Source organism: Paraburkholderia sp. CNPSo 3281 (genome assembly GCF_024206515.1).
Taxonomy (GTDB): Bacteria; Pseudomonadota; Gammaproteobacteria; order Burkholderiales; family Burkholderiaceae; genus Paraburkholderia; species Paraburkholderia nodosa.
Window position 1 is genome coordinate 21,806 of sequence record NZ_JAMBPS010000066.1, and the last position, 14,156, is coordinate 35,961.

General features: G+C 65.9%; 13 protein-coding genes and 1 pseudogene. 10 read left to right on the forward strand and 4 right to left on the reverse strand.

Annotation, left to right across the window (positions count from 1 at the left end):
* The first annotated feature begins 60 nt into the window (after window positions 1-60).
* From ychF to M3I56_RS35490, 3 genes are all read left to right on the forward strand, one after another.
* The gene (ychF, locus tag M3I56_RS35480; RefSeq protein ID WP_028208758.1) at window positions 61-1,155 is read left to right on the forward strand and encodes a redox-regulated ATPase YchF; all 1,095 of its coding nucleotides are present in this window, start codon (window positions 61-63) and stop codon (window positions 1,153-1,155) included.
* Between the two features lie 37 nt (window positions 1,156-1,192).
* Entirely contained in the window at window positions 1,193-2,857 is a 1,665-nt protein-coding gene (gene ettA, locus M3I56_RS35485) for an energy-dependent translational throttle protein EttA (RefSeq protein WP_254357954.1), read from the forward strand.
* Between the two features lie 146 nt (window positions 2,858-3,003).
* Window positions 3,004-4,161: a DUF748 domain-containing protein gene (locus tag M3I56_RS35490; protein ID WP_254357955.1), complete on the forward strand. Its 1,158-nt coding sequence runs from the start codon at window positions 3,004-3,006 to the stop codon at window positions 4,159-4,161.
* 26 nt (window positions 4,162-4,187) lie between these two features.
* Here the strand turns inward: M3I56_RS35490 and M3I56_RS35495 are convergent, their stop codons facing one another.
* The 3 genes from M3I56_RS35495 to M3I56_RS35505 all read right to left on the reverse strand — a co-directional run bounded on the left by M3I56_RS35495 (window position 4,188) and on the right by M3I56_RS35505 (window position 7,006).
* Complete coding sequence (locus M3I56_RS35495) at window positions 4,188-4,811, reverse strand: HAD family hydrolase (RefSeq protein WP_254357956.1); 624 nt, start codon at window positions 4,809-4,811, stop codon at window positions 4,188-4,190.
* Window positions 4,812-4,854: 43 nt separating this feature from the next.
* A complete protein-coding gene (locus M3I56_RS35500; protein ID WP_254357957.1) occupies window positions 4,855-6,669 on the reverse strand; it encodes an aminopeptidase P family protein in 1,815 nt (604 codons plus the stop codon).
* A gap of 79 nt (window positions 6,670-6,748) precedes the next feature.
* Window positions 6,749-7,006 (reverse strand): hypothetical protein, encoded by a 258-nt coding sequence (locus M3I56_RS35505; protein ID WP_254357958.1) that lies wholly within the window; start codon window positions 7,004-7,006, stop codon window positions 6,749-6,751.
* A gap of 195 nt (window positions 7,007-7,201) precedes the next feature.
* Here M3I56_RS35505 and M3I56_RS35510 point away from each other — a divergent pair, with 195 nt between their 5' ends.
* From M3I56_RS35510 to M3I56_RS35540, 7 genes are all read left to right on the forward strand, one after another.
* Window positions 7,202-7,948: a response regulator transcription factor gene (locus M3I56_RS35510; protein WP_254357959.1), complete on the forward strand. Its 747-nt coding sequence runs from the start codon at window positions 7,202-7,204 to the stop codon at window positions 7,946-7,948.
* 27 nt (window positions 7,949-7,975) lie between these two features.
* On the forward strand, window positions 7,976-9,346 hold the full coding sequence (gene hemA / locus M3I56_RS35515) for a glutamyl-tRNA reductase (RefSeq protein WP_375541849.1): 1,371 nt from the start codon (window positions 7,976-7,978) through the stop codon (window positions 9,344-9,346).
* 105 nt (window positions 9,347-9,451) lie between these two features.
* Entirely contained in the window at window positions 9,452-10,534 is a 1,083-nt protein-coding gene (prfA, locus tag M3I56_RS35520) for a peptide chain release factor 1 (RefSeq protein WP_254357960.1), read from the forward strand.
* Window positions 10,535-10,547: 13 nt separating this feature from the next.
* A complete protein-coding gene (gene prmC, locus M3I56_RS35525) occupies window positions 10,548-11,417 on the forward strand; it encodes a peptide chain release factor N(5)-glutamine methyltransferase (RefSeq protein WP_254357961.1) in 870 nt (289 codons plus the stop codon).
* An 84-nt stretch (window positions 11,418-11,501) separates the two neighbouring features.
* Window positions 11,502-11,813 carry a Grx4 family monothiol glutaredoxin gene (grxD, locus tag M3I56_RS35530; RefSeq protein WP_028208749.1) on the forward strand — a complete coding sequence of 104 codons (312 nt, stop codon included), beginning with the start codon at window positions 11,502-11,504 and terminating at the stop codon, window positions 11,811-11,813.
* 149 nt (window positions 11,814-11,962) lie between these two features.
* Window positions 11,963-12,586 carry a UbiX family flavin prenyltransferase gene (locus M3I56_RS35535; RefSeq protein WP_266233519.1) on the forward strand — a complete coding sequence of 208 codons (624 nt, stop codon included), beginning with the start codon at window positions 11,963-11,965 and terminating at the stop codon, window positions 12,584-12,586.
* Between the two features lie 150 nt (window positions 12,587-12,736).
* Entirely contained in the window at window positions 12,737-13,531 is a 795-nt protein-coding gene (locus M3I56_RS35540; protein WP_254357962.1) for a class III extradiol ring-cleavage dioxygenase, read from the forward strand.
* Between the two features lie 120 nt (window positions 13,532-13,651).
* Here the strand turns inward: M3I56_RS35540 and M3I56_RS35545 are convergent.
* Window positions 13,652-14,156: pseudogene (locus M3I56_RS35545) on the reverse strand (amino acid:proton symporter); the annotation flags it as partial.

Below are 14,156 nucleotides of genomic sequence, written 5' to 3' on the forward strand. Positions count from 1 at the left end.
GCCCCGGGCGCTTCGCGCGCGGCGAGCCGCACGTCACCACCCTGACATGCAGAGATTTACATGAGCCTCCAATGCGGCATCGTCGGCTTGCCTAACGTCGGCAAGTCCACCCTCTTCAACGCGCTGACCAAGGCGGGCATCGCGGCCGAAAACTATCCGTTCTGCACGATCGAGCCCAACGTCGGCGTGGTCGAAGTGCCGGATCAGCGCCTGAAGGCGCTTGCCGAAATCGTCAAGCCCGAGCGCGTCGTGCCGGCCGTGGTCGAGTTCGTCGACATCGCGGGTCTGGTCGCGGGCGCGAGCAAGGGTGAAGGCCTCGGCAACCAGTTCCTCGCGAACATCCGCGAAACGGATGCGATTACGCACGTCGTGCGCTGCTTCGAAGACGAAAACGTGATCCACGTGGCGGGCAAGGTCGATCCGCTCTCCGACATCGAAGTCATCAACACCGAACTCGCGCTCGCCGACCTCGCCACCGTCGAAAAGTCGCTCACGCGCTATTCGAAGGCCGCCAGGTCGGGCAACGACAAGGAAGCCGCGAAGCTCGTCGCCGTGCTCGAAAAAGTGCGTGCGCAGCTCGACCAGGCCTTGCCCGTGCGCGCACTCGACCTGAACGAGGACGAACAGGCGCTCCTCAAGCCCTTCTGCCTGATCACCGCGAAGAAGACGATGTACGTCGCGAACGTGAAGGACGACGGCTTCGAGAACAACCCCTACCTGGACGCCGTGCGCAAGCACGCCGAAGCCGAGGGCTCGCCGGTCGTGGCCGTGTGCGCGGCGATCGAAGCGGAAATCGCCGATCTCGACGATGAAGACAAGATCGCGTTCCTCGCCGACATGGGCATGAACGAGCCGGGCCTCGACCGCGTGATCCGCGCGGGCTTCAGGCTGCTCGGCCTGCAGACGTACTTCACGGCGGGCGTGAAGGAAGTGCGCGCGTGGACGATCCATGTCGGCGATACGGCCCCGCAAGCCGCGGGCGCGATCCACACCGACTTCGAGCGCGGCTTCATCCGCGCGCAGACCATCGCGTTCGACGACTACATCCAGTACAAGGGCGAAACCGGCGCGAAGGAAGCCGGCAAGATGCGCGCCGAAGGCAAGGAATACGTCGTGCACGACGGCGACGTGATGAACTTCCTGTTCAACGTGTAAGCGACACCTTTTTCTTCCCGTTTCCAAAGACACTCTTATGGCCCAATACGTCTTCACCATGAACCGGGTCGGCAAGATCGTGCCGCCCAAGCGCCAGATCCTGAAGGACATCTCGCTGTCGTTCTTCCCCGGCGCCAAGATCGGCCTGCTCGGCCTGAACGGCTCGGGCAAGTCCACGCTCATCAAGATCATGGCCGGCGTCGACAAGGACATCGAAGGCGAAGCTACGCCGATGCCGAATCTGAACATCGGCTACCTGCCGCAGGAGCCGCAGCTCGATCCGGAAAAGACCGTGCGCGAAGCGGTCGAGGAAGGTCTGGGCGACGTGTTCAACGCGCAGAAGAAGCTCGACGAGATCTACGCGGCCTACGCCGAACCGGACGCCGATTTCGACGCGCTGGCCGCCGAGCAGGCGAAGTACGAAGCGATCCTCGCGACGACCGACGGCAGCGCGGAACAGCAGATCGAAATCGCCGCCGACGCACTGCGCCTGCCGGCATGGGACGCGAAGATCGGCAACCTCTCGGGCGGTGAAAAGCGCCGCGTCGCGCTGTGCAAGCTGCTGCTCGAAAAGCCCGACATGCTGCTGCTCGACGAGCCGACCAACCACCTCGACGCGGAATCGGTCGAGTGGCTCGAGCAGTTCCTCACGCGCTTCCCGGGCACCGTGGTCGCCGTGACCCACGACCGCTACTTCCTCGACAACGCCGCCGAATGGATTCTCGAACTCGACCGCGGCCACGGTATCCCCTGGAAGGGCAACTACTCCAGCTGGCTCGACCAGAAGGAAGAGCGCCTGAAGCAGGAAGAATCGTCGGAATCCGCTCGCCAGAAGGCGATCAAGAAGGAACTGGAGTGGGTACGCCAGAACCCGAAGGGCCGTCAGGCGAAGTCGAAGGCGCGTATCGCGCGTTTCGAGGAACTGTCGAGCCTCGAATACCAGAAGCGCAACGAAACGCAGGAAATCTTCATTCCGGCGGGCGAACGTCTGGGCAACGAGGTCATCGAGTTCAAGAACGTCAGCAAGTCTTATGGCGACCGTCTACTCATCGACGACCTGAGCTTCAAGATTCCCGCGGGCGCGATCGTCGGCATCATCGGGCCGAACGGCGCCGGCAAGTCGACCCTCTTCCGCATGCTCACGGGCAAGGAGCAGCCGGATTCGGGCGAAATCGTGCAAGGCCCGACCGTCAAGCTCGCCTACGTGGACCAGAGCCGCGACGCGCTCGTCGCCGACAAGACCGTGTTCGAAGAGATCTCGGGCGGCGCGGACGTGCTGACCGTGGGCAAGTACGAAACGCCTTCGCGCGCGTACATCGGCCGCTTCAACTTCAAGGGCGGCGATCAGCAGAAGATCGTCGGCAATCTCTCGGGTGGTGAGCGTGGCCGTCTGCATCTGGCCAAAACGCTGATTTCGGGCGGCAACGTCCTGCTGCTCGACGAACCGTCGAACGATCTGGACGTCGAAACGCTGCGCGCGCTCGAAGACGCCCTGCTCGAATTCGCGGGCTCGGTGATGGTGATTTCGCACGATCGCTGGTTCCTCGACCGTATCGCCACGCACATCCTCGCGTTCGAGGGCGACTCGCAGGTCACGTTCTTCGACGGCAACTACCAGGAGTACGAGGCCGACAAGATCAAGCGTCTTGGTGAAGAAGCCGCACGCCCGAAGCGTCTGCGCTACAAGCCGATCAGCCGCTAAGCAGGCGGGATCGATAGCAAACAACGGCGGCCCGCGGGCCGCCGTTGTCGTTCTGGGAGCACGCGCGGCATGACGGTTGCTCGAATGCCGCTACGCTTAGGGTCACTTAGGGCCTTACTTAAGCCCAGCTCCGCGAGGAATTCCGTATGGCGATGCCGTTGCGCAACCGTGTTGTCCTCATCGTGGCGATCGTCGTCGCGCTGCTCGTGCTCGCGGCGCTCGGCACGCTCTACGCGCTGCAGCGCGAGGCGAAGGCGTACGTAGAGCGCGCGCTCGCGCCCGTCGGCACGGCCGCGAGCGTCAACGTGGCGTTCAATCTCTCATCCGTCGAACTCACCGACGTGCGCCTGAAGCCGCCGCCCAACTGGCCCACTGCCGACACGTTGCGCGCCGCGCGCATTACGATCACGCCCGACTTGCGCGCGCTACTCTCGCACCGCGTGCATATTCGCGACGTCACCGTGAGCGATTTCACGATGACGGTGCTGCGCCGGGAAAGCGGCTCGATCCTGCTCCTGCCGAATCTGCGCGAAGAGATGACGCAAAGCGCCACGCCCACGAGCGGCGCGCAGGGAGGAAGCGGCCTGCCGCAGGAAAAGGTCATCGACCATATCGGCTTCGAAAACGGCACATTCGACTTCTACGACCGGGCGATTAGCAATCCGCCGTGGCGCGTCACGGTGAACCGCGCGCAGGCGAGCGTCGACAACGTCCATCTGCCGGCGCTCATGGAGCCGACGCGCGTTTCGGTCGTGGGCAACGTGGTCGGCCCGGAGCACACAGGACGCGTCACGTTCGACGGCTGGATGCAAATCGCGAGTAAGGACTCGCAACTCCACACGACGCTGCGTGGCGTGGATGTGCGCACGATCGATCCCTATCTGCTCAAAAAAGCCGGCGCGAAAGCCAATGTGACGGGCGGCACGCTCGACCTCGATCTCACCTCGACCGTGCGCGGCTATCACCTGCATGCGCCGGGCACGGTCACACTGCACAACCTGCGACTCTCGGAAAGCGGCGACGCGGTGGACACGTTCCTGTCGATCCCGACGCGCGCCGCCGTGGCCGCATTGAAGGCGCACAAGGGTGAGATCACGCTGCATTTCGTGCTCGACGGCAACCTGCGCGACCCGAAGTTCAAGCTCAACGAAAACCTGATGACGGAGTTGCGCGCAGGGTTTGCGCAGGCGCTCGGGGTGAGCGCGGAAGGGGTGGCGAAGGGCGCCGGGCAAACCGCGAAGGGTATCGCCGACGCGCTGCGCAGTCTGCTGCAGCCGGTGGCGCCGGCACCCGCCTCGAAATAGCGCGCGGGACGCCGGCTTGAGCCTGGTTAGACCGGCAGGCCGAGTTCGCGCAGCTTAGCGTCGGTGGTGGCGTTGCTCGTGTGGTGCACGCCATGCCAGCCGAGCGCCGTGGCCGCTTCGGCGTTGTGCGCGTTGTCGTCGATGAAAACGAGTTCCTCGGGCTTCACGCCCGGCAACTGTGCCTCGATGCGGCGGAACATCTCGTGGAAGATCGCCGGATCGGGCTTCACGAGCTTCACGTGGCCCGACACGACGATATCGCGGCAGCGGCGCAGGATGCCGAAACGCTCCCACGCCCACGGAAACGTCTCGGCCGACCAGTTCGTGAGACCGAAGATCGGCATGCCCGCCGCCTCCAGGCGCTCAAATGTCGCGACGCCCCCGGCGAGCAAGCCGCCGACCATCTCGTGCCAGCGCTCGTAGAACGCGCGGATGAGCGCTTCGTGCTCGGGAAACGCCGCGACCAGCTCCTCGGTACCCACGGCAATGGGCTCGCCGCCGTCCTGGCGGATCACCCAGTCCATCTTGCAGACGTGCGTGAGAAACCAGCGGCGCTCGTGGTCGTCGGGAATCAGCTTGCGATAGAGATACTCGGGACTCCAGTCCACGAGCACCCCACCGAAATCGAACACCACTGCCTTGATCGTCATGCGCCTCTCGCTCCGCTTAATCGCTATCGGGATACCAGGGAAATCAGATCGGCTGCGTGCGCTTTTCGAGCCACGCGAGCGCATCGCCGCTCACGTGCGGCGCCACGCGCACGCGCACCGTCTGGTGGTACGCATTGAGCCACTCGCGCTCGTCCGCACGCAGGAGCGCGAGATCGATGCAACGCGTGTCGATCGGGCAGAGCGTGAGCGTCTCGAAGCTGAGGAACTCGCCGAATTCGGTGGTTTCGGCGCGCTGGTTGAGCACGAGATTCTCGATACGCACGCCCCACTTGCCCGGCCGGTAGATGCCCGGCTCGACCGAGGTGATCATGCCCTCTTCCATCGCGGTCCAGGGCTCGGCCGGCGCGTAATGCGAAATAACCTGCGGACCTTCGTGCACGTTCAGGAAGTAGCCCACGCCGTGGCCCGTGCCGTGACCGTAGTCCGCGCCCGCTTCCCAGATCGGCGCGCGCGCAATGGCGTCGAGCATCGGCGAGCGGATGCCGCGCGGGAACTTCGCGCGCGAGAGCGCCATCATGCCCTTGAGCACGAGCGTGAAATCGCGCTTTTGCTCCGCACCCGGCGTGCCCACGGGCACGACGCGCGTGATGTCGGTCGTGCCGTCGAGGTACTGGCCGCCCGAGTCGATGAGCAGCAGGCCATTGCCTTCGATCACGCTGTGCGACTCCGGCGTGGCGCGGTAGTGCGGCATCGCGCCGTTCGCGTTGAAGCCCGCGATGGTCGCGAACGAGAGCGACTTGAAGCCTGCGCGGCGCGCACGCGCGGCGGAAAGCTTTTCGTCGATGGTCAGCTCGGTGACGGTCTCGCGGCCAAGCGCCGCCTCGAACCATGCGAAGAACTCGGCAAGCGCCGCACCGTCGTGCTCCATGGTCGCGCGCACATGGTCGGCTTCGGCCGCTGTTTTGCGCGACTTGAAGAACGTGCTCGGATTGACCGACTCCACGAGCTTCACCGCCGACGACACCGCCTGCAGCAAGCCATACGTCACGCGGCGCGGATCGACGAGCAACGCGGCCTTCGCGGGCAGCGCCGCGAGCGCGGCAGCGGCCTCGGCATACGGCGCAACGCGCACCTTGTCTTTCGCGAGCGACTGTACGAGCGCCTCGCTCACCTTGCCGTCGGCGACGAAGAGCGTCGCGTCGTCCGGCCCGATCAGCGCGTGCGCGACGAATACCGGGTTGTAGTTCACGTCCGCGCCGCGCAGGTTGAAGAGCCAGGCAAGGTCGTCGAGCGTGGAGATGAAGTGCCACTGCGCGCCCTTCTCCTGCATCGTGCGGCGCACCTGATCGAGCTTGCCGGCGCGGCTCGTGTCGGCGTGCGGCGCGACGTGCTCGTACACGGGCTCGAGCGGCAGCGACGGGCGGCCTTGCCAGACGTCGTCGAGCAGATCGAGGTCCGTGCGCAGCGCGACATCGCGCGCCTTGAGCGCCTCGGCCAGCGCGCGCGCCGACGCGACGCCGAGCACCGCGCCATCCACGGCCACCGCGCCGCCCGCACTCACGTTCTGTGCGAGCCAGTCGATGTGCGGCGCGCTCTGCTGGCCGCCCATCATCTTCATGAGCTGGATGCCGGTGCCGGCCAGTTGCTGCTCGGCCTGCACCCAGTAGCGGCTGTCCACCCACACGCCCGCGAAGTCCTTCGTCACCACGAGCGTCCCCACCGAGCCGGTGAAGCCCGAGAGCCACTCGCGCCCCTGCCAGCGGCGCGGCAGGTATTCGGACAGATGCGGATCGGCGGAGGGCACGAGGGCGGCATCCACGCCGGCGCGCGTCAGCGCGGCGCGCAGGGCGGCAATGCGTTCGGGAATCGAGGAGGTTTCGGGGAGTCGGGCGTTCATGTTTTCACCTGCGAAGAATTTGAAGCAGAAGATCGGGGTTCGGCCAAAGGCGGCGCCTGGGAGGCCCGGCTGCGCACGACTAGCTGCGCCGCGCGCGCAGCGCCACGCACACGCCCACGAAAACGAGCGCGAGCGCCGTGCAAAGCGGCCACTGGAGCAACTCGCCATCGTAGAAGAGGCCGGTCGCACTGCCCGCCGCGTTCGCGAGCGCCGCGCCGAGCACGCCGGCCACGACCGCCAGAGCGAGTCCGTGACGTGCGGCGCGGCGCAAGGGATGGAGCCACCATCCCGCGCAGCCCACCGCCAGACCCAGAATGACGATACCGGGCCAGCCCATTAAGGACTTGTCCTATAGGTTTTCGGATAAGTCCGATAGGACCGCCGAAGCACGAGAGCTAGCATTGGTAGCCTGATTAATCTCTATTAATACTGGAAAACGGTCGGCTCGGCGCTTCCCGCGTAGCGGTTGAGTGTAGGGGGCGGGATTGCGCAAGGCAAGCGCGTCCGGGCCGCCCCAGCCGCACTCTCTCGTATGCGAATCGCCCTTGTCGAACCGGACACCCGTCAGGCCGAAACCCTCGTCCGCCTGCTCATTGCGGGCGGGCATGCATGCCACCATTTCCCGCTTGGCGCACAACTCTTCGAAACCCTCGAAAAGGAAACCTTCGACCTGCTGATCGCAGCATGGTGGTGCGGCGACGCCGGCGCCGACGACCTCATTCCCCAGGCGCGCAAGCTGCTGCCGGGTCTGCCCGCGATCGCGCTGATGCTCGCGCCCCATGAAAGCGAAATCGTCGCAAGCCTGCAGGCCGGCGCGGACGACTGCATCGCCAAGCCCGTGCGCGGCCCCGAAATGCTCGCGCGCATCGACGCGCTCCTGCGCCGCGCCGGCGTGCGCCGGCCGCGCAACCGTGCCCGCCATGGCTTTGGGGACTACCTCTTCGATTCCGCGCGCTACGAGGTGTCGTTTCGGGGTCACACCGTCACGCTCACACCCAAGGAATACCGTTTCGCGCTGTTGCTCTTCACCAATGCATCGCGCCCCGTTTCGCGGGCACGCATTCTCGAAACCGTGTGGAATCTGAACCGCGACGTTCGGTCGCGCACGCTCGACACGCACGCCTCCCGCCTGCGCAGCAAATTGCAGCTCGGGCCCGAGCACGGCTGGCGTTTGACCACTTTGTACGGTTATGGCTACCAGCTCGAAAGGCTCCCCCTATCACCTACCGGAGTGTCGGACTCTGTCGGCGCGAATGTCGGAAGCGAGGAAAAGTTATAATATCCGCCTAAATCTCGCCCCCATGGTATGCAGCTTCTAACGATCGGAATCAATCACCACACCGCGCCCGTCGCCTTGCGCGAACGCGTGGCGTTTCCGCTCGAACAGATCAAGCCCGCGCTCGCCCTGTTCAAGGAAGCGTGGTCCGGCAAGCGTTCGCTGAGCGCGCCAGAAGCCGCCATTCTCTCCACCTGCAACCGCACCGAGCTTTACTGCGCGACCGACGCGCAAAGCTCGCGCGACGCCGCCGTGAGCTGGCTCTCGCACTACCACGGCATCCGCGAAGAGGAACTTGCGCCGCACGTCTATACGCTGCCGCAGTCCGAAGCGGTGCGTCATGCGTTCCGGGTGGCTTCGGGGCTCGATTCGATGGTGCTGGGCGAGACGCAGATCGTCGGCCAGATGAAGACGGCGGTGCGCACCGCGACCGAGGCCGGCGCACTCGGCACCTATTTGAACCAGTTGTTCCAGCGCACCTTCGCCGTGGCGAAGGAAGTGCGCAGCACGACCGAAATCGGCGCGCAGTCGGTTTCGATGGCCGCCGCCGCCGTGCGCCTCGCGCAGCGCATCTTCGACAAGATCGCCAACCAGCGCGTGCTCTTCATCGGCGCGGGCGAGATGATCGAACTGTGCGCCGCGCACTTCGCCGCGCAGCAGCCGCGCGAACTCGTGGTCGCCAACCGCACCGCCGAGCGCGGGCGCTATGTTGCGGAACGCTTCGGCGGCCGCTCCATTCCGCTCTCCGATCTGCCCGCGCGCATGCACGAGTTCGACATCATCGTCTCATGCACGGCGTCCACGCTGCCCATCATCGGACTCGGCGCTGTGGAGCGCGCGGTGAAGGCACGCCGCCACCGCCCCATTTTCATGGTCGACCTCGCGGTGCCCCGCGACATCGAGCCCGAAGTCGCCCAGCTCGAAGACGTGTTCCTCTATACCGTCGACGATCTCGGCACGATCGTGCGCGAAGGCAATGCCTCGCGCCAGGCCGCCGTCGCACAGGCCGAGACGATCATCGAGTCGCGCGTGGCGAACTTCATGCAATGGCTCGACTCGCGCAGCATCGTGCCGGTCATCCGCCATATGCACACCCAGGCCGACACGCTGCGTCGCGCCGAACTCGAACGCGCCCGCAAGATGCTCGCGCGCGGTGACGACCCATCGGCCGTGCTCGAAGCGCTGTCGCAGTCGCTCACCAACAAGCTGATCCACGGTCCGACCCATGCGCTCAACACGTCGAGCGGCGATCAGCGCGATTCGCTCATCGAGCTGATGGGCGGCTTTTACCGCCACGGCCAGCCGGCGAGAGCTGACGACGACGCGCAGTCCGCGGCGGACGTCACCGCCTCGCCGCGTTCTGCCGGCTCTTCCGACTCGTCCGGCAGTTCGGACCGTTAGCGACGCTCGCGGTCGGGCGCGCGCCATGCGTGCCCTGCACGACAGGGCCGCCCGCCCGCCTCTTCTCTCTCGCAGTCCTATCCGGAGCCCGCTCCGCACCGCCCGATGAAAACGAGCATGCAATCGAAGCTCGACCAGCTGACTACGCGCCTGGCCGAGCTCAACGACCTGTTGAGCCGTCCCGACGTGACCTCGAACCGCGACCAGTACCGCAAGCTCACGCGCGAGCACGCGGAGCTGGGTCCCGTGGTCGAGCACTACGGGCAGTGGCGCCAGGCCAAAGACGACGAGGCCGCGGCGAAAGACCTGCTCTCCGACGCCTCGATGCGCGACTTCGCCGAAGACGAGGTGAAAGCCGCGCGCGAGCGCATGGCGCAGCTCCAGCACGAATTGCAGATGATGCTGCTGCCGAAGGACCCCAACGACGACCGCAACGTGTTCCTCGAAATCCGCGCGGGCACGGGCGGCGACGAATCGGCGCTGTTCGCGGGCGACCTGCTGCGCATGTACCTGCGCTACGCGGAACGCAACCGCTGGCAGATCGAAATGATGTCGGCGAGCGAGTCGGATCTGGGCGGCTACAAGGAAGTGATCGTGCGCATTGCGGGCGAGGCGGCGTACTCGAAGCTCAAGTTCGAGTCGGGCGGCCATCGCGTGCAGCGCGTGCCCGCCACCGAAACGCAGGGCCGCATCCACACGTCGGCCTGTACGGTCGCGGTGATGCCGGAAGCCGACGAAATCGGCGAAGTGGAGATCAATCCCGCCGACCTGCGCATCGACACGTTCCGTGCCTCGGGCGCGGGCGGCCAGCACATCAACAAGACCGATTCGGCCGTGCGTGTGACGCACCTTCCAACCGGCATCGTGGTGGAGTGCCAGGACGACCGCTCGCAGCACAAGAATAAGGATCGCGCGCTGAAGGTGCTCGCCGCGCGCATCAAGGACAAGCAGTACCAGGAGCAGCACGCCAAGGAAGCGGCTACGCGCAAGAGCCTCGTGGGCTCGGGCGACCGCTCGGAGCGCATCCGCACCTACAACTTCCCGCAGGGGCGACTCACCGATCACCGCATCAATCTCACGCTCTATCGCCTCGAGGCGATCATGGACGGCGACCTTGGTGAACTAATCGGCGCACTCGTCTCCGAGCATCAGGCCGAGCAGCTCGCCTCGCTCGGCGACGCGGATTGAGCGCGCATTTGACATGAGCGAAGCCGTTACCGCCGAGGCGCTGCTGCGCGCCACGCCGCTGCCTGCGCTAGAAGCGCGCATTCTGCTGATGCACGTACTCGGCTGGCGCCGCACCGAACTCATCACGCGCGGCGATCGGGCGCTCGACGCGGCCCGCGTGGACGCCTACCGCGTGCTCGAAGCGCGCCGCGTGCGTGGCGAGCCGATCGCGCAGTTGGTGGGCGCGCGCGAGTTCTACGGCCTCGACTTCGACGTGACGCCCGACGTGCTGATTCCGCGCCCCGATACCGAATTGCTGGTGGAAACGGCGCTCGCGGCGCTCGAAGGCGTCGCACAGCCGCGCGTGCTCGACCTCGGCACCGGCAGCGGCGCGATTGCCGTGGCGCTCGCCTCGGCACGCCCCGATGCGCGCGTCTGGGCCGTCGATCGCTCGGCGGCCGCGCTCGAGGTGGCCGCGCGCAACGCCGCAAAGCTGCTCGACGCCCAACGTCCCGGCGGCCCGCTCGCGTTCGTGGCGGGCAGCTGGTACGACACGCTCGATGCGGCGTTGCGATTCGAGGCGATCGTGAGCAATCCACCGTATATCGCGAGCGGCGATCCGCATCTCGAACAAGGCGACCTGCGCTTCGAGCCGCGCGGCGCGCTCACCGACGAAGCCGACGGCCTCACCGCCCTGCGCGCGATCGTCGCGGGCGCACTTGCCCGGCTCGCGCCGGGCGGCGTGCTCTGGATGGAGCACGGCTACGACCAGGCGGCCACCGTCCGGGCGTTGCTGGAACACGCCGGTTTCAAGGACGTGCGCTCCGAGCGCGATCTGGCCGGCATCGAACGCATCAGCGGAGGCCGTCTACCCCTGCCGGCCGGCCAGGAAAGCTCCCGGTAACGTCGGGCTCGCACGGGCGAAATCCGCTATCATTTCATCCTGCATTCCAACGTATTCAGCATCAATTCAATCGCAAGGTCAGTCATGGACACCCAACAACGCATCAAGCAGATCGTCGACGAAAACGCCGTCGTCCTCTTCATGAAGGGCAACGCGCAGTTCCCGATGTGCGGCTTCTCCGGTCGCGCGGTGCAGATCCTGAAAGCCTGCGGCGTCGATCAGTTCAAGACCGTCAACGTGCTCGAAGACGACGCGGTCCGCCAGGGCATCAAGGAATTCTCGAACTGGCCGACCATCCCGCAGCTCTACGTGAAGGGCGAGTTCGTCGGCGGCTCGGACATCATGATGGAGATGTACCAGAACGGCGAGCTGCAGCAGCTTTTCGCCGCGGCGTAATCCCCAGCCACGGGGCGGCATCGGGCGCACGACGTTGCGCCTGTTCCGTCCCGAGTGCGCTACGCCACGCCGGCGCTTTTTCACGAGGCGCTGCATGCGTCGTTTTCGCCTCGACCTCGACCTCGCCTTCGCTCCGATTCCCGCCTGACGTGAATACCGCCTTCCCTGCCTCGTCCGCTATCGCACAACTGCCGCAACGCCGGCTGATCGTCGCGATCACGGGGGCCACGGGCGCGATCTACGGCGTACGCATGCTCGACATGCTGCGGCGGCTCGGCGGCGTCGAAACGCATCTGCTCGTTTCGGCGGCGGGCTGGCTCAACATCCAGCACGAACTGCAACTCAGCAAGGACGATCTGCACGCACGCGCTGACGTCGTGCATTCCGTGCGCGACGTCGGCGCGACCATCGCTTCGGGCTCGTTCGCAACCGACGGCATGATCGTCGCGCCCTGCTCGATGAAGACGCTCGCGAGCGTCGCCCACGGTCTCTCCGACAACCTGATCGCGCGCGCCGCCGACGTCACGCTCAAGGAGCGCCGCCGTCTCGTGCTGCTCGTGCGTGAAACGCCGTTCAACCTCGCGCATCTGCGCAACATGACGGCCGTGACCGAAATGGGCGGCGTGATCTTCCCGCCGTTGCCGGCCTTCTACAACCAGCCGGCTTCGATCGACGAGATGGTCGATCACACGGTTGCGCGCGTGCTCGACCTGTTCGCGCTCGGGCCCGCGCTCTCGCCCGCCTGGCCGGGGCTGCGCGGCACCGACGAATAAGCGCCGAGCGCGCTATTGCCTGCCGCACCGATTATCAATAGTGGCGACACAATCAATTCCCTTTTGCCCCGTTTAATTCGCGACGGTAGGGTCTTATATTGATCGCAATACGATACTTTCGGACCGCCTTGGCGCGGTCAGCCCACGATCATGACCATCCGCACGCCTACTCTTTTCCTCTCGCACGGCGCTCCTACGCTGCCGATCGACCCGTCGCTGCCTTCTGGCGGCTTCACCGTGCTCTCGGAGCATTTGCCGCGTCCGCAGTCGGTGCTCATGCTCTCCGCGCATTGGGGCACGATGCGCCCCGTGGTGAGCACCGCCACGCAGCCTGAGACAATCCACGACTTCTACGGCTTTCCGCGCGCGCTCTACGAGATCCAGTACCCCGCGCCGGGCGCGCCCGAGATGGCGCAGCGCGCAGCGGCGCTGCTGCGCGAGCAAGGCGTTCCCGTCGATGAGGAAGCGCACGGCCTCGACCATGGCGCGTGGGTGCCCATGCTGCTGATGTTCCCCGATGCGAACGTGCCCGTCGCCCAGCTTTCGATCCAGCCGCGCGCCGACGCTGCCCATCACTTCGCGCTTGGCCGTGCGCTGCGCTCGCTGCGCGACGACGGCGTGATGGTGATCGGCTCAGGCCAGATCACGCATAACCTGCGCGAGGCGGACTTCTCGGCGCGGCCGGAAGACGCCGATCCGCGCGTGGCCGAGTTCACGCAATGGTTCGAGAATCACCTCGCCGCGCGCGACATCGACGCGTTGCTCGACTACCGCCAGCGCGCCCCGCATGCGGCGCTCATGCACCCGACCGACGAGCACCTGCTGCCCGTCTTCGCGGCGCTCGGCGCAGCCGACGACGACTACACGCTCGGCGTGCAGTCCCTGGGCACCTACCAGCGCGCGCTCGCGATGACGAACTACGTGTTCGGCAGCGCCGTGCAATAAGGCCACCGCGGGCCGACACGCCGGCTCCGCTTTTGCTCAAAAGGCAAAAAAGCCCGCCTGAATCGCTTCAGGCGGGCTTTTTGTACTGCGCGACGCTTAGTGCGGCGTCTGGTTCGACACTTAGTGCGCGCCGATGCCTTCGAGGACTTCGTCGTGCTCCTGGCGTTCCGCGAGGTACGGCGAGCGGTAGCCCGAATTCACACCCCAGTAATAGAACACGAGCGCGATCAGCGCGACGACCAGCATGTCCCAGCCGTAGGGCAGCAGACCGGCGCCGCCGAACTGCTTGCTGCCGATCAGCGAGAGGAGCGCCATGATCGGCAGATAGGCACACAGCCACCATGCGGCCTTCAGATCCTGGCCCCAGCCGTCAAAACCCTGCTTGCGCTGGAAGTAGAAGTACACCGGCAGCGCGACGACCATCAGCAGAATGATTTCGCCGGTCAGCGGCCACTTCGCCCAGTACAGGATCATCGATGCGCAGACGAATGCGAACGGCGCGATCACTTTCATGAACGGCACGGAGAGCGGGCGCTCGATGTCCGTGGCGGCACGCTTGAGCGCCATCAGGCTGATCGGACCCGTGAGGTACGAAATCACCGTTGCCACCGAGATCACCGCCGCG